Here is a 15,860-nt window from a genome sequence, read left to right as displayed (position 1 = left end):
ACGCCGAAAAGCGCGCTCGGCACGGCGCTGTCGTACCTGCGCGATTGCTGGCCGCGCCTGACGCGTTACACGGAACGCGGCGACCTGCCGATCGACAACAACCGCGCCGAAAATGCGATCCGCCCGTTCGTCGTCGGCCGCAAGGCATGGCTGTTCAGCGACACGGTGGCTGGTGCCAACGCCAGCGCCGTCATCTACTCGGTGCTGGAGACGGCCAAGGCGAACGGAGTAGAGCCTTACACGTGGCTGCGGCGTGTGCTGCGCGACCTGCCTTCGGCGACAACCGTGGAGGACGTGGAGGCGCTCCTGCCGTGGAATGTGAAGGATTTGCATACCCCCGATTTAACCAGCGATCGACCCAACTCAATAGGCTGGGGTTTGTGGAGCCCTTACAATCCACAGTGTGAATTTCACTGCAACGGGGTAATCGAATGGCGTGCCTGGTTTCTACACGGCGCCATTGGTGGGCTAACAGGGTTCATTGGCTCACTGCCGATAGTATCAATGTGTGCTCTCGCTGTAGGGTTATTTATCGGGCAGCGCAGGTTACGGAAGTAAAGGTGGGCTCCGAAGAGGGGGACGTTTGCTTCGGGGTGAAAGCGGACTGATCCTTATGGGCAGTTCACCGTCGCGTACAATCGGCAACTGCCGGCCAGGAGCCGACGTTCCCACGACTTTCGCAGAGCCAGGCATATGAACCATGAACCGTTGGCGAGCATCGTCATAGGTGGGCGGCTCGCCACAAAAGAGGGATGAATAGATGCACAACGTTCGACGACCGAACTGGCGATCGATAGTGGTATTCGGTGGCTTTGCACTTTACGCTGGAACGGCGCTCGCGTGCTTTTCGCTGCCTCGAAATCTCGTGCGGCCGCATTCTGCTGTAGTGGATGATGCCACGCAAATATTATGGGCAGAAGTGATAGGCACGCAGGCAGCTAAGTCCACTTCTGATGCGCGGAGACCAGTGACATACACTTTGCGCGTGCTGCAAGTATTGAAGGGCCAGGCCGGAGCAACTATTCAGCTTAATGGTGAAGGCGACTTGTCTGGAATCTGGGACACGACCTTTAGCAATCATGTTGAAGACGAGTTCTGGAGCAGATACTCCGGGAGGATGGGTGTTAACGGTGACTGCTCGATGGTCTCGCCCCATTTCATGATTGGAAAGCGCTACTTGATAATGCACAGCTCGTTGCCGGATACGAAGCATTTCGAGCGCGTAGATAATGATGACGATCGATGGTTCAAATATGTGAAGAGAATGACCTTAAGTGTTCGCTGAGCGTTTCGTCAAGGGGGCAAATTGAATTCATGGAAGGAAACGGGAGGCAGGAATGCGCGTAGAGGTTGTTGTGTTCGCATGCGGCTTATATACGCTGGTGAGCATATGGGCAACCATTATGGTCATTGCCGATGAATTTTCTAACCGCTGGCAAAAAGCTGCACAGTTGGCACTTGTTTGGTGTGTTCCGATACTAGGCCCATTAGTAGTATTCGGTGTGCATCGAAAAGCCGAGAAACCGTCTGGGAAATATCGCCAGGATGTCGATGCTGGCGAGGATTATGGGAGATCTGGCGCAGACGATTGACGGACGCAGGAAGCGTTGGACGGTGACTGAGTGAGTTTGAACCGGTTTAAGCCACAATGTCTGCTTAGGGCTGCGGAAGCTGTCGTACCTGCCCGCAGTCCGCGCGCTAAGATGACGACCGTATTCGCAGACAGACCGATGCCATGGCCCAAATCCTTCTTCCTGAAGACCTTTGGTCGCTTATAGAAGCTCATCTTCCAACTTACAGTAGATCGCCGAAATGTGGGCGACCGCGCATCAACGATCGTGCAACCCTGACGGGATTGAATTCCCGCCGAGTGCCGCCTTGGCGCGGGAAGTCGTTTCTGGCAGTGCCAGGAACGACGAGGGTGAATTTTTAAGTCAACGCCATGTGCGTCTGGTCGACATGCCACCAGCGTGGCAGCAGTTCGCGCACCTCGGGCTGGGCGAAGCGGTCGTCGATCAGGTACACCACGCCGCGGTCGCCCTCGGTGCGGATCACGCGGCCGGCCGCCTGCACCACCTTCTGCATGCCCGGATACAGATAGGTGTAGTCGTAGCCCGCACCGAACGTCGCCTGCATGCGCTGGCGTATCTGCTCATTGACCGGATTCATTTGCGGCAGCCCGAGCGTGGCGATGAAGGCGCCGATCAGGCGCGCGCCCGGCAGGTCGATGCCTTCGCCGAAGGAGCCGCCCAGCACCGCAAAGCCGACCCCGCGGCTCTCGAGCGTGAAGCCTCCCAGAAAAGCGTCGCGCTCCGTTTCGGCCATGCGGCGCGGCTGGCGGAACACGGGGATGCCGGGAAAATCGCGTTCCACCCGGTCGGCCACCTGGTCGAGGTAATCGAAGCTGCTGAAAAATGCCAGGTAATTGCCCGGCTCCTGCGCGTACTGGCGCGCGATCAGCGCCGCAATCGGCGCCACCGATCTGGCGCGGTGGGTAAAGCGCGTGGAAATGTCACGCACCACATGCACGCTTAACTGATCGGCCACAAAGGGCGAGTCGATGTCGACCCAGGCCGTGTCCGGCGGCAGGCCTAGCGCATCGCTGTAATAGTTCCAGGGGCTGAGCGTGGCCGAAAACAGGGCCGTCGCGTGGGCCAGCGCAAAGCGCGGTTTCAGGAACGGCGCCGGCACGATGTTGCGGATGGCGAGCGTGGATGCGTGCGCGCCGTCGCGCGTGCAGTCGACCATGGAGTGCTCGGCGAAGGTCTCGGCCAGCCGGGCGAAGTGCAGGGCGTTGAAGTAAAAGCGCTGCAGGTCCGGCTCCATCGGCCCCGGGTTCTCCGCCAAAAAATCGGTGATCGCGCTCGATGCGCCCTGCAGCGCATCGAGCAGCTTTTCGGGCGGCGCATCGAGCACCTCGTAGTGCGCGCCATCCTTGGACGGCCAGCTGCGCCCCACCTTGTCGAGCGCCTTTTTCAGGTGCGCCGGCGCCACCGCGCGTGCCGCCCGCAATGCGCCGCGTTCCAGATCGGCCGAATACATCTTGCGCGCGCGCGACACCATATTGTGCGCCTCGTCCACCAGCACGCTGACCCGCCACTGGTTCGCCAGCGCCAGAGCGTACAGCATCGCGCCCATGTCGAAGTAGTAGTTGTAGTCGCCCACCACCACGTCGCTCCAGCGCGCCATTTCGCTGCCCAGGTAGTACGGGCACACCTGGTGCGCCAGCGCGACCTCGCGCAGGCCTTCGCGGTCGAGCAGCGTCACCTCGCGCGCCGCGCTGCGCGCCGCGGGCAAGCGGTCGTAGAAGCCCCTGGCCAGCGGGCAGGAGTCGCCGTGACAGGCTTTGTCGGGATGCTCGCACGCCTTGTCGCGCGCGACCAGTTCCAGCACGCGCAGCGGCATGCCGGGCGCGCTGCGCTTGATCGCCTGCGCCGCGTCGAGCGCCAGCTTGCGTCCGGGGGTCTTGGCTGCGAGGTAAAACACCTTGTCCAGGCGGTGCAGCGGCGCCGCTTTGAGCACCGGGAACAGGGTGCCGACGGTCTTGCCGATGCCGGTCGGGGCCTGCGCCAGCACGCAGCGCGCGCTGCTGTTGGCGCGGAAGATGGTTTCGGCCAGGTCGCGCTGGCCCGGACGAAAATCTGGATGCGGGAACCGCAGCGCGCCCAGCGCCGCGTCGCGCGCTTCGCGGTGCGCCAGTTCCTGCGTGGCCCAGGCCACGAAGCGCTCGCACTGTTCGGCGAACATCGTGCGCAGGTCGGCGGCGCTGCGGGTTTCGCGCAGCACGGTTTCGGTCTGCTTGCCGATGTCGAAATACACCAGGGCCAGCGACACCTCGTCAAGCCCGAGCTGCGCGCACAGCAGGTGCCCGTACACGCGCACTTGCGCCCAATGCAGGTGGCGGTGGTTGGCGGGCATCCGTTCAAGGTCGCCGCGGTGGGTCTTGATTTCTTCGATCAGGTTCCGGGCCGGATCGTAGCCGTCGGCCCGTCCGCGCACCAGCAGCGGGCCGTATTCGCCAGACAGGCTGACCTCTTTCTGGTAGCCTGGCCCGCGCCGCTCGGCTACCACGGCGTGGCCGGCGATGCCTTCCTGGGCCGTGGGCGAGGGCGTGAAGCGCAGATCGAGGTCGCCCTGCTTGGCTGAAAATTCGCATAGGGCGCGCACCGCCACAACGTAGCTCACGCGCGCCTCACGAACACGGCTGCGCCCACTGCAGGTAGCACACCGAAATGGGCATCTGGTGCGCGGCGCAATATTCGATCCAGCGCAGCTGGTTGTCCTGCAGGCGGTCGCCCGGGCCCTTCACTTCGATCATGTTGTAGCGCCGCTCGACGGGCCAGAACTGGATCAGGTCGGGGAAGCCGTTGCGGTTGGCCTTGATGTCGAGCAGGATGCGCTCGCACCATTTTTTCAGGTGCAGCGCGGGGATGCAGGCCAGCGCCATGTCCAGCAGTTCGGCGCTGAGCGCCTCCCACGCCACGAACGGTGACTGGATGCCGCGCTTGCTGTCGTAGTTGGCGCGGATCGTGTCCTGGTAGCGGCCGTCGTCGAGCTGGTCGAGGCAGGCGCGAAACTCGCGTTCGCGCCGGCGGTAAAAATCGGCGCTGTGCAGATCGGCCGGGCCGCGGTGGAACGGGTGGAAAAACGCTCCCGGAATGGCGCTGAAGATCGGACGCCAGCACAGCAGGCCGAACAGGGAATTGATCAGCGCATTCTCGACGTAGAACACGGGCGCGTCGGCGCGCGCCAGATGGTCGCGCACGATGCCTTCGACCCACCAGTTGGGTTCAAGCGGCATCGGCAGGCTCAGGTCGAGCCGCGCGACGAAGGGATTGCGGCGCGACGGCAGCGGCTGGTGCCCGAGCTTGCGGCGCAGGCGCGGCGCGATGCGCAGCAGTTGCTGGCGCTCGGCGTCGCTCTCGGGCGCGGCCTGGGCCCGTTCGAGCAGCGCGTGCGCCTCGGCATGGCGCTCGTGTTTTTCCAGCACGCGGATGGCGCGCGCCCGCGCACCGGGATAGTTGCAGCAGGCGTAGAGCTCGAACGCCTGGCCCCAGTCTTTTTGCTTTTCCACATGCTGGGCGATCTGGAACATCAGCCGTTCGCGCCGGCTATCGATCCATTCGTTGTCAAAATGCTCGCGCGGCAGGCTGGCAAGCACGTCGGGCAGGGCATCGCCGGCGCGAAAGCGCTCCTTGCACTGGTGCAGCGCCAGGTAGTCGTCGACATCGCGCCGGGTGCGAAATCCGCGCGACGATGCCGAAAACTCGACCTTTTCATACTGGAACAAGCCGAGGTCGGACAGCACGAATTCGGTCCAGTCCTGGCGCAGGTTGCCGAAGAAAATCAGGCGCAGGCGCTCGCACAGGGCTTTGACGGGGATGCTGTAGACGGTGTCGGGCGAGTCGCGGTACCAGGCGGAAAACGCGCGGGCGTCGCAAAACGCTTCGCGCAGGGCCGCCAGCTGCTCGGCCTTGCGGACGCTTTTTTCGTGCAGGGAGAGGCTGAAAATGGTCCCGATTTCAGCCTTGAGCAGCAGCTCGAACAGTTCGTCGAGCGTGATCACCGGGTCGCACTGGAGCCAGCCGGTAGGCAGCAGGTGGCGCGCGGCCTCGACCGCGCAGCCGATTTCCGCGTAGTTCAGCTTGCTCGCGCGGAACACCATGCCCTTGCGCATGACCATGCGCACCAGCAGCGCGCGCGATGCTTGCGGCAGCGACGGGAACGTGGCGATGAACGCTTGCTCCTCATCGGTGAGCAAGTCGCTGTAACGCCCGGCAATCCATTCCAATACCTGATGGAAGTTGTCCAGGTAATAGAACTCATTCTCAAGAACTGTGCGCATCGTACTGCGGGCAACCGACCCATACCTGTAATTATGTACAGTATATCGTCAGTGGCCGTCAAACCCCAGCAAAATTAGTGCGCCCGCCGTCGGCCGTGGTTTTCAGGGCTTCCAGGCAGCGCCGGCGCGCAGGTGGGACGCTGGCGGCCCTAATTAAAATTGAAGCGGCCCGGGAACGACAAACGCCGCAGAGACCTGGGCGTACTGTTGCTATCCGCTGAGCAGCAATATGCAGGGTCATTCCGCTATTTTGGCAACTTTTGGGGTGAGAAACTGGAGTATTTATGGTGTTTCTCACCAGCCAACAGGCATATCTCGCCATGTTTGCTTTCTTAAAAGAAGAATTTAAGCTGACGGGGTCTGATGAGATCGGCAGCCATCAGGAGGAATGTCGTTGCTCGCCGATGGAAACCCCGTGGACTCGACAGTAATAGAACAGTGGAATTTGGCCGTTGAGGTTGCACTTACTGGAAAAGTAGATGCAAATTTCAGCATTTTCCGCACAGACGGCGATGTTCCCAAATAAAGTCTGTTTGCTAAAGGCGGCTCGGCCGCCAAAATGCCTACGCGTCTGTTTGCTCGGCCATCTCCAGCGCGTCGTCGACTTCAATACTTAAGTACCGGACGGTGCTTTCGAGATAAGTATGCCCAAGCAGCGATTGAAACTAATGAGGCATGAATGTCGGCTTTGGGTTGCGGATTCAACCGGTGGTCGTGATAATCTGAGGACTTTTTCGGCGGGAAAAATGGTATCCTGCTGCGACAGGCCGCTTCCTGCCAGGGGCGGTCGTTCCAGTAGTCTCACTGAACGCTCAACCATGCCATCAATGTAGTAAAGGTGTAAAGTATAGGAACCGCCATGAAGGATTGGTTTTGGGCGAAGTCATCTAAAGGCAGGCTTATCGAAAGCAGCCTGCACATTCTTGACGGTGCAATAGGCTTCGGCCTCGTAACGGGCGTTGCCGTCGCGGCCGCCATTGGCCAACTGATATTGGGAGTGCTGCTAGGCGTATTTGCTTGCGGTGTTTTTTTTCGTATGGCACGTAGGGCAAAGGCACGTCGCTCGCCACCCTGAACGTTTGCAATGGGGCCGTAGCCGCCGGTCGTGACCGGCGGCGGAGCTTTCCTATTGGCAAGCTGCTATCATCACTCGATAGGCGGCTTTCGGCTGCCATTGGCCCCGCTCCAATGAGGACTCGGGTGGCTTGGTATTGTGGCCGCCACATTTACACCAACGGACTTGTAAATGACGAAGCGAAGTCATCGCCTACTGAAAAAAATTGACAAACGTTGGCTTGAGTCTGACATTGTCGATCTCAGCCAAGATTCGCGTTGGCGAAAAAGGCGGTCGCCGCAGCTGAGCTGGTAGCTGCGGCAAAAGGAAAACCGAGCGGGTTGCCGAAAGAACTTGGCGCTTGGTTCAAGCAGCAACCCAAGCAAGAGATAGCGAGGTTTTCAGCACTCGCAAGAAAGGCGCTGGCACGGGTTAAGGACACGGATGCTTCCGAGCTGCGCCAGCTTTGGCAGGAATCCGACGACAAGCAATGGATGAATGCAATAGTCGATCTTGATACGCGCTTGCGGTAGCCCTGGCAGATTCTGGCCCCGAACCGTCATTCAACAAACGTGAGGCAGGAATGTACCTAGAGATTGCTGTGTTTGCATTTGCAATATATGTACTGATAGCGTTGTGGGCAAGCATGAAGGTCATCAGTGACGAATTCTCTAGTCGCTGGCAGAAAGCGGCGCAATTGATGCTTGTTTGTGTGTTCCTCTAATCGGCCCATTGGTAGTGTTCGGCGTGTATCGGAAAGTCGAGAAATCTTCGGGGAAGTATCGACAGGATGCGGATCCTGGGGACGCTTATGAGGTATCAGGCGCAGGGATCAGACGGACGCGCGAAGCGTTAGATGATGACTAAGTGGCACTAACGGATCTAAGACCCGAAGGTGGGCTTTTCGAAAGCGGTCAGCCACGCATCAGCTGGCCGGGCTTCCCGTCGCGGTAGTAAGCGAATAACGCCAACTTGGTCGCCCAAAGTGCTGTAGAGCGTAGTCAGGCGCCGGGTTGTCGTAGTGGCTGCCGCCCGACAGCTGGCCAGCCGGATCAATAAAGGGCATTGGCAGCAGCGGAGGCCGACACCTTGCGCTTCACCGGGACTGGCGCCGGCGTCTTGCGCGCGGCCTTGCGCGCCGCCGCGCTGTTCGCGGCGACCGCATGTGACGCTTTCCCCCCCTTTAAGGTGACATGCTTGAGTGCCGCAGCGACCACCTTGCCGCGCTCACGCATCTTCACTGTTGCCTTCAGCGCTGCAGCGGGCCGCGCCTGGGCCATCGCCGGGGCAGGCTGCGTCTCGGCCGGCGTCAGTAGTACCAGCGGCGGAATGGGTTCCGAGGCCACCACCGGCCGCTTGGGCGCATCGTCCTTTTCATCGATGATCACCACCGGCTTGGCCTTGCCCGGCAGCGCAAGGCTGGCCGCCTGGGGCGCGGCCTTGCTCGCGGCGGCGATCTTGAGCGCATGGGGCGAAGTGACGTTTTCCTGGGTCAGCCGGGCCACCAGTGCAATCAGGATCATGATAGTCACGACCGCCAACGAGGCGAAGACAAAGCGCAGGTGGCGGCTCTTGGCCTCGCTGCCGGCGGCGAAGCTGCGCCCCACCGCGGCATAGGCTTGCTGCTCGATATCGTAGGCCCGCCGCGTGTTCGCGCGCTGGTCGGGCAGGGTGCTGGGATAGCTGTTTTGGGCGGGAATGGACACGGACAACTCCTGGAGGTGAGAACACGGACATTCCTATTAGAAACAATTCCAGTACGAATGCTTCTGATATTTGTCGTGCTTTCAGGTCCGGCTGCCTAGTCGTTTGCGCCGCATCAAATGCCCACAGATTTTGCAACACGGTGGAGGTAACCAAAAGTGGGTTGATCAAGCGCAACCGGCGGTGGCGCCGCTGATCCAATAATGGTGTTTGCCGCGGCGCAGGGCGCGGCGCTACCAGGAGAACACGTTGAGAGATTTTGCACACAAGGCGGTCGACCGCCTCGCGACACGCAAGCGCATTACCTTGCTGGTACTGGTATTGGTTGTGTGCGGGGGCGCTGTGGCCTGACCCGCTGCCGACAAAAAACCGTCGTTACCGCAAGCGCGGCAACGACGGTTTTTTTATTGACAGGCTGGAATGATTTGCTTACGCCGCGTTCTTTTCCTCCGGCGCCACCTGCGCGGTGGCCTTGGCGATCTGGTCTTCCACCACCTGCACCGCCTGGCGCGTTGCCTTGGTGACCTGTTCGTAGCCCTGGAACGCATTGTCGATCGCGGTCTTGATGATTTCCACCGCGTTTTCGCTGCCCGGCTTGACGTTCTGCGTCACATCGTAGATCAGCGCCGTGAGGGTGCTTTTGGCTTCGGCGATATGGGCGTCGGCAGCCTGCGTGAATTCGCTGTGGATGTCGTCGATGATCACCTTGAGCTGTTCGCCGTACACCACCGCGCCGGCCATCGGCTTGGCGTGGGCCGCTGCCACGTCCATCGCCGCTTTCGGGTCCTTGGCCTGGCTCATTTCCTTGCCCATGGCCATGCTGCCTTGCACCGAATTTTTTGCAGTCGTCATGTTCAGCGAGACAACCTGTTCCACGCCCTGTACCGCTTTGCTGGTCAGGGCGTTAAAGGTCATCATCTGGAGTTCAAAAAGCGTCTTGGTGGCGGATGCAAATTGTTCGGGATTCGTAAACATTGACTTCTCCTCAGTTGGAATGGATGCAACGGACAGCTTTCAGTCTTCTCCTCTGTGTTTTTTACCTATCATTTGGCTATTATTTAGCAATAAGCAACTTCGTGCAATGGCTATCCCGATAGGGGCCGCCGGCTTTTTCCCAGCCAGGTCCGAGCGGCGTCTGGTGACAGACCAGTTTGCCGTCGGCCTTGCTGCGCCAGGTGAACCAGGGTGCGGGCGCGGCAAGCAGCGCTGCGCAGGCGCAGGCGAGCAGGGCGGATACACCGAGTTTGCGGAAAGTTATCATATGCCAGAGCGAGCATAGTCTCTTCGCGCCGCAAGTCAAGCGTGCCGCGTGCCGGACCCGGCCGTCAGCCGCTGTCCTGGCCGTTCATGGCGGGTGCGATCGCAGGCAGGCGCAGGCGGAAGGTGGAACCTTTGCCCAGTTCGCTATCGAGTTCGATGGTGCCGCCCAGCACGCCGCTGACGATGTTGTGCGCCACATGCAGTCCCAGTCCCGATCCGCCCGTGCCGGGCCTGGTGGTGACGAAGGGGTCGTACACGCGCGGCATCAGCGGCGGGGCGATGCCGGCGCCGTTGTCGGCGACCGACACGACCACGCTCGCCTGCGGCCCGGCGCTCGCGCCGATCACGATGGCGCCGCGCGCATCGTCGGCAAAAGCATGCACCAGGCAATTGTCCACCAGATGGGTCAGCACTTCGGCCAGCGGACCCGGGTAGCTGTCCATGGCCAGCCCGGGCGCGACCTCGGCGCGGATGGCCACCTCGCGATGGCGCGCCAGGATGCGCAGCGGCGGCAGCAATTCGTCGACCAGTGCGCCCAGCACGAAGGGGCGCCGCTCCGAACTGCTGCGGTCCACCGCCACCTGCCTGAAGCTGGCCACCAGCGCGCCGAGCGCCGCCAGTTTTTCGCGCCGCACCAGTTCTTCCTGCGCGCGCGACAGGTCGGCCGTGCGTATGACCACCAGTTCCTGCAGATGGTCGCGGTGCCGGGACAGTTCCGCTTCGCGCCGCGTGCGTTCGATGGCAAGCGCCGCCAGGTGCGTCGCCACGCCGATCAGGCGCAGCTCATCCGCAGCGGGACAAACCACGAGCGCCGCGTCGCCGTCAGAAGCGCGGCAGTACCTTGTGGCGCAGTTGCCGCATGCGCGCAACGGCTGGCGCGTCCGGTGCTCCGGCGCGCAGCCATTCCTGATGCGTGGCCTTGAAGTGGCGCAGCAATCCCTGATCGAGCAGCTTTTTCGCTGCGTCAAGGCCACCTGTGCGATACGCATCGCGCACTGCATCATTCTCGCGGCGGATGGCGCACTCCTGGTCGCGCGAATAGTTGCGGCGCACGGGAATTGGTTGAACAGGCAGCCGGTCCAGCGTTTCCCTGACTTCTACAAGAAGGGCATACGTGTCGCTGAGCTCTTGCTGCACCTCTTGGCCGCAAGCAGCCAGCGCAAGGCCCACGACGGTCGTCCCGTGGGGCAGGGTTGGCAGGCGGCGCGCCAGATGGGCCGCGTAGACTGGCTGCGGCGCCAGTGCGGCAAGCCAGGCACCCCAGTTCGCTTCTCGCCAACCAAACGAGAACAGCAAATCGCACAGCAATTCCTCGTTTAGCATGTTCATGCCTTTACGGAACAGATAGAACTGCTCAAGCGGCTCGCAGCACACGGACGGGTAGGCGCTGACGAATTTTTGATAGTCTCGGGCGCGGATTTTCATGCGCTCCAATGCGTTGCGGATTGCCCGATCGGAGAGACTCAGGTAAAACACCGGTTCGGCCTGAAGGAGCACGTACACGGCGTCGTCGTACCAGTAGTGCGGTGTGCGCAATGGCTCGGTGAGGGACATTGTTGCGTCGCTGTCTGTCAGCGTGGTGCGCGCAGGTAGTGTGCGGCGACCAGTTCGAGCAGCTTGTCGACCTTCGCTTCAGAGCGGTTGGTCAGCACCACCACCGCCAGGCCATCGTCGACGAAGCGCGTGCTCTGGGTGGTGAAGCCCTGCCACGCGCCATCGTGCCAGAGCGAGCGCCGCTCCAGGGTCGGCGACGTCTCCCAGCCGAAGCCATAGGGCACCGTGCTGCCATTCTTGAGCGTGGTGGGCGTCCACATGGCTTGCTTGATTGCCGCGCCCAGCAACTGCTCGCCATCGAGCGCGATATGCCACTTGGCCAGGTCGTGCACGGTCAGGTACAAGCTCCCATCGGCGGTGGTGTTGAGCGTGGGCGATACCCATTCCTGGTTCTTGAATTCGCCCTTGACCACGTCATAGCCGGCGGCGCGGTGCGGCACGATGTCGCGTTCGCTGATGACGCGCGCCTGCATGCCCGCCGGTGCAAAGATGCGCTCGCGCAGCTGCTCGCCGTAAAACTTGCCGCCAACCCGGGTGCACAGGATGCCCAGCAACTGGTAGCCGAAATTACTGTAAGCCCATTTCGTCCCCGGCGCCCACTGCAGCGGCAGCGTGCTGCCCGCGCGTTGCCACTGCGTATCGGTGTAATCCTGGTTCATCTTGAGGATGTCGTCCGGATCGCGCAAGCCGGCGGTGTGGTTGAGCAAATGGCGTACCGTGATCTTTTTCCAGGCCGGCGGCGTGCCCGCAAGGTGACGCGAGATGGGATCGTCCAGCCGCAGTTTGCCGTCCGCGGCCAGCAGCAAGACCAGCGCGGCGGTGAACTGCTTGCCGACCGAGCCGGACTGGAACACGGTATCGGGCGTCACACGCACCTGGTGCTCCAGGTTGGCCATGCCGTAACCGGCTTGCTTGATGACCCGCCCATCCTTGATGACGGCAATGCTGGCGCCGGGAATCTGCTGGCGCGCGATTTCGGCGTTGACGATATCGTCGACGGGGTCGGCGCGCACGGCGCCGGACAAGGCAAACACGGCAACGGCCAACAGGGGGCCGGGAAAACGAGAGCGCATGGCGTCTTTCTGAATGGAGCGGATGTGCGCTGCATAAAGCGGCCGCACAACGCAAAACGCCGCAGCCTTTATGCAAGGACTGCGGCGTTTGTGGAATTTTGCGGGAATATACTAACCCGGTAGAGTGGTGCCCACGGAGGGACTCGAACCCCCACACCTCGCGGCACATGGACCTGAACCATGCGCGTCTACCAATTCCGCCACGTGGGCACTGATACAGCTACTACAACAGTTACTACTGACTACTTGGTACTCTCGGAAAACATCTTCCAGGGAGTGGTGCCCACGGAGGGACTCGAACCCCCACACCTCGCGGCACATGGACCTGAACCATGCGCGTCTACCAATTCCGCCACGTGGGCATTGATACAGCTGCTACAACAACTACTTTGCTACTTGATACTCTCAGGAAAAACATCTTCCAGGGAGTGGTGCCCACGGAGGGACTCGAACCCCCACACCTCGCGGCACATGGACCTGAACCATGCGCGTCTACCAATTCCGCCACGTGGGCATTGTGTTGCCTGCTTCTTTACTGCAAACCGGCGTTGCCGCCGACTTCTGCTATCATACTCGCTTTCGGAGTTTTGCGCCAGACTAACTTTCGTTACTCTTTTTGCTCCACACCATGCGAATATGCTGCTTTTTTCTTCCGCCTCGACGTTACGTTTCCGCGAAAGACCAAAATTATAGCCGAAGATTTGGAAATGTCACAGCCCTGGCCGAAGAATCTTTCAAAGCACGCTTCGTTAGGCGAATCGGACCGTACTCCGTTACACTACGCCTATCACCGTGTCAATAATCACTGTGTCAGCTATCCGGTCAGGCATTTCCCGTGAGCGCTGCCAAAAACAAATATAGAAAACCATTTGAACCAAATTACTCATACCATTCCCAGCCGCGAGGACATTCTCGGCATTTTCCGCAACGCGGGCACGACGCTTGATCTTGAAGCCATCGCCCGCACGCTCAAGGTCAAGCCAGCCGCGCTGGAGGTGTTAACCAGGCGCTTGAATGCCATGCAGCGCGACGGCCAGATCCACGCCGACGCCGATGGCAATTACGCCCTGGCCGACCATTCCGGCTTTATCGCCGGCAAGGTCAGTGCGCACCGCGACGGTTTCGGCTTCGTCATTCCCGACGAACCGGGCGAAGACCTGTTCCTGTCCGACAAAGAGATGCAGAAAGTTCTGCATGGCGACCGTGTGCTCGCCAAAGTCACAGGAACCGATCGCCGCGGCCGCCTTGAAGGCACCATCGTCGAAGTCGTCACGCGCGGAAACAGTCATGTGATCGGCCGCCTTCTCAATGAGAACGGCGTCTGGATCGTCGCTCCCGAAGACAAGCGCATCGGCCAGGACATCCTGGTTGCCGGTTCGCCGGGCAAGGCCAAGGCAGGGCAGATCGTCAGCGTCGAGCTGAGCGAGCAGCCGTCGCGCTTCAAGCAGCCGGCCGGCCGCGTGGTCGAAGTGCTCGGCGACCTGGACGATCCCGGCATGGAAATCGAAATTGCCGTGCGCAAGTTCGGGGTGCCGCATATCTTCTCCGCCGCCGCGCTCAAATCGGCCGCCAAGCTGCCCGGCGAAGTACGCGAAGCCGACCTTGCCGACCGGGTCGACCTGCGCGATGTGCCGCTGGTGACCATCGACGGTGAAGACGCGCGCGACTTCGACGATGCGGTGTACTGCGAGCCGGTCAAGGTCGGCAAGGCCAACTGCTTCCGCCTGATCGTGGCGATTGCCGACGTGAGCCACTATGTCAAGCCGAACGATGCGCTCGACGTCGATGCGCTCGAACGCAGCACCTCGGTGTATTTCCCGCGCCGCGTCATTCCCATGCTGCCCGAGAAGCTCTCGAACGGCCTGTGTTCGCTGAACCCTGCCGTCGACCGCCTCACGCTGGTGTGCGACGCCGTCATTTCGGACAAGGGCGAGATCAAGGCTTATCAGTTCTATCCGGCCGTGATCCACTCGGCTGCGCGCCTGACCTATAACGAAGTGGCCGATATCCTCGGCAACACCGCCGGTCCCGAAGCGGCGCGCCGCCCGGCCATCGTGCCGCACCTGCTCAATCTGTACGATGTGTACCACGCGCTGCACAACGCGCGCCAGGTACGCGGTGCGATCGACTTCGAAACCACCGAAACCTATATCGTCTGCAATGCGCTGGGCAAGATCGAAAAGATCATCCCGCGCACCCGCAACGATGCGCACAAGGTGATCGAGGAATGCATGCTGGCCGCCAACGTCTGCGCGGCCGACCTGCTGATCCGCCACAAGCATCCGGGCACCTACCGCATCCACGCCTCGCCGACCAAGGAAAAGCTCACGCAAGTGCGCACCTTCCTCAAGCAGGTCGGCTTGAATCTGAACGGCGGCGACAAGCCGACCGCCAACGATTACGCCGAACTGATGAAGCAGATCAAGGACCGTCCGGACGCGTCGCTGCTGCAAACCATGCTGCTGCGTTCGATGCAGCAAGCGGTCTACAGTCCCGACAATATCGGTCACTTCGGCCTGGCGTACGAGGCCTATGCCCACTTCACCAGCCCGATCCGCCGCTATCCGGACTTGCTGACGCACCGCGCCATCAAGGCCATTTTGCTCGGTAAAAAGTACGAACCGAAAGGCATCGACCTGACCGGCCTGAACACCACCGTGTCGAACGCTGCGCGCAAGCAGCAGGCCAAGGACAAGGCGGACGGCAAGCAAAAGAACGAAAAAGACCTGACCATCTGGGACGCCCTGGGCGTGCACTGCTCGGCCAACGAGCGCCGCGCCGACGAAGCCTCGCGCGACGTCGAAGCCTGGCTCAAGTGCTATTTCATCAAGGACAAGCTCGGCGAAGAATTCACCGGCGTGGTCTCGGGCGTGACCACCTTCGGCATCTTCGTGCAGCTCGACGCGCTGTTCGTCGAAGGCCTGGTGCACATCACCGAACTGGGTACCGATTACTTCCAGTACGACGACGCGCGCCACGAACTGCGCGGCGAACGCACCGGCAAGCGCTACCAGCTGACCGACCGCGTGACGGTGCAGGTCTCGCGCGTCGATCTGGAGGCGCGCAAGATCGACCTGGTGCTCGCTGGTAGCAGCGTGCAGGCCGATAGCGGCGCGGGCAAGCCGAAAAGCGCCGCGCACAAGGCGCTCGATGCCAAGCCGGCCAAGTCGGCCAAGTCGGGCCGCACATCGGGCGGCGGCGCGGGCAATACGTCATCGCGCTACGAACTCGACGAGAGCGTCGGCGCCGAAGCGTCGGACAGCAAGCCAAAACGCAGCAAGTCCGGTTCGACGGCCAGCAAGGCGCCGAGCCGTTCCGCAAAACCAGCAGCAAAATCAACAAGCAAATCGAACAAGAGCAAGCGATAACA

The 15,860-nt window shown here is 61.3% G+C and carries 13 protein-coding genes, 3 tRNA genes and 2 pseudogenes; 7 read left to right on the top strand and 11 right to left on the bottom strand.

The features are described 5' to 3' along the window. From RBA40_RS33720 to RBA40_RS31195, 3 genes and pseudogenes are all read left to right on the top strand, one after another. Positions 1-318: pseudogene (locus tag RBA40_RS33720) on the top strand (IS66 family transposase); the annotation flags it as partial. A gap of 442 nt (positions 319-760) precedes the next feature. Then, positions 761-1,285, top strand: coding sequence for a hypothetical protein (locus tag RBA40_RS31200; RefSeq protein WP_306652586.1), 525 nt, complete (start codon positions 761-763; stop codon positions 1,283-1,285). Between the two features lie 52 nt (positions 1,286-1,337). Then, positions 1,338-1,592: a hypothetical protein gene (locus RBA40_RS31195; RefSeq protein ID WP_306652584.1), complete on the top strand. Its 255-nt coding sequence runs from the start codon at positions 1,338-1,340 to the stop codon at positions 1,590-1,592. Between the two features lie 337 nt (positions 1,593-1,929). Here the strand turns inward: RBA40_RS31195 and RBA40_RS31190 are convergent, their stop codons facing one another. Continuing rightward, positions 1,930-4,185: an ATP-dependent DNA helicase gene (locus tag RBA40_RS31190; protein ID WP_306652583.1), complete on the bottom strand. Its 2,256-nt coding sequence runs from the start codon at positions 4,183-4,185 to the stop codon at positions 1,930-1,932. Positions 4,186-4,192: 7 nt separating this feature from the next. Continuing rightward, positions 4,193-5,845: a VRR-NUC domain-containing protein gene (locus RBA40_RS31185; protein ID WP_306652581.1), complete on the bottom strand. Its 1,653-nt coding sequence runs from the start codon at positions 5,843-5,845 to the stop codon at positions 4,193-4,195. Between the two features lie 284 nt (positions 5,846-6,129). Between RBA40_RS31185 and RBA40_RS31180 the strand changes: the two genes are divergently transcribed. Next, complete coding sequence (locus tag RBA40_RS31180; RefSeq protein ID WP_306652579.1) at positions 6,130-6,276, top strand: hypothetical protein; 147 nt, start codon at positions 6,130-6,132, stop codon at positions 6,274-6,276. 132 nt (positions 6,277-6,408) lie between these two features. Here the strand turns inward: RBA40_RS31180 and RBA40_RS31175 are convergent. Further along, positions 6,409-6,507: pseudogene (locus tag RBA40_RS31175) on the bottom strand (integrase); the annotation flags it as partial. A 197-nt stretch (positions 6,508-6,704) separates the two neighbouring features. Here RBA40_RS31175 and RBA40_RS31170 point away from each other — a divergent pair. Further along, on the top strand, positions 6,705-6,920 hold the full coding sequence (locus RBA40_RS31170) for a hypothetical protein (RefSeq protein ID WP_306652577.1): 216 nt from the start codon (positions 6,705-6,707) through the stop codon (positions 6,918-6,920). Between the two features lie 257 nt (positions 6,921-7,177). Further along, the gene (locus tag RBA40_RS31165; RefSeq protein ID WP_306652575.1) at positions 7,178-7,432 is read left to right on the top strand and encodes a DUF4259 domain-containing protein; all 255 of its coding nucleotides are present in this window, start codon (positions 7,178-7,180) and stop codon (positions 7,430-7,432) included. A 519-nt stretch (positions 7,433-7,951) separates the two neighbouring features. Here RBA40_RS31165 and RBA40_RS31160 read toward each other — a convergent pair. From RBA40_RS31160 to RBA40_RS31125, 8 genes are all read right to left on the bottom strand, one after another. Beyond that, a complete protein-coding gene (locus RBA40_RS31160; RefSeq protein ID WP_306652573.1) occupies positions 7,952-8,605 on the bottom strand; it encodes a hypothetical protein in 654 nt (217 codons plus the stop codon). A gap of 427 nt (positions 8,606-9,032) precedes the next feature. Continuing rightward, complete coding sequence (phaP, locus tag RBA40_RS31155) at positions 9,033-9,578, bottom strand: TIGR01841 family phasin (protein WP_306652572.1); 546 nt, start codon at positions 9,576-9,578, stop codon at positions 9,033-9,035. A 350-nt stretch (positions 9,579-9,928) separates the two neighbouring features. Then, positions 9,929-10,669 (bottom strand): sensor histidine kinase, encoded by a 741-nt coding sequence (locus RBA40_RS31150; protein WP_306652571.1) that lies wholly within the window; start codon positions 10,667-10,669, stop codon positions 9,929-9,931. 16 nt (positions 10,670-10,685) lie between these two features. Further along, a complete protein-coding gene (locus RBA40_RS31145; protein ID WP_306652569.1) occupies positions 10,686-11,417 on the bottom strand; it encodes a hypothetical protein in 732 nt (243 codons plus the stop codon). 17 nt (positions 11,418-11,434) lie between these two features. Next, a complete protein-coding gene (locus RBA40_RS31140) occupies positions 11,435-12,490 on the bottom strand; it encodes a serine hydrolase domain-containing protein (protein WP_306652567.1) in 1,056 nt (351 codons plus the stop codon). A 125-nt stretch (positions 12,491-12,615) separates the two neighbouring features. Continuing rightward, positions 12,616-12,700: transfer RNA gene (locus tag RBA40_RS31135), tRNA-Leu, on the bottom strand. A 67-nt stretch (positions 12,701-12,767) separates the two neighbouring features. Further along, positions 12,768-12,852, bottom strand: a tRNA-Leu gene (locus RBA40_RS31130). A gap of 67 nt (positions 12,853-12,919) precedes the next feature. After that, positions 12,920-13,004: transfer RNA gene (locus tag RBA40_RS31125), tRNA-Leu, on the bottom strand. A gap of 355 nt (positions 13,005-13,359) precedes the next feature. Between RBA40_RS31125 and rnr the strand changes: the two genes are divergently transcribed. Then, the gene (gene rnr, locus RBA40_RS31120; RefSeq protein WP_306652565.1) at positions 13,360-15,858 is read left to right on the top strand and encodes a ribonuclease R; all 2,499 of its coding nucleotides are present in this window, start codon (positions 13,360-13,362) and stop codon (positions 15,856-15,858) included. Positions 15,859-15,860: the final 2 nt, after the last annotated feature.

It is taken from the genome of Massilia pseudoviolaceinigra (assembly GCF_030846505.1).
GTDB classification, from domain to species: Bacteria; Pseudomonadota; Gammaproteobacteria; order Burkholderiales; family Burkholderiaceae_D; genus Telluria_A; species Telluria_A violaceinigra.
The sequence above is the reverse complement of the archived record's forward strand: the minus strand, read 5'-3'. Positions and strand labels throughout refer to the sequence as shown.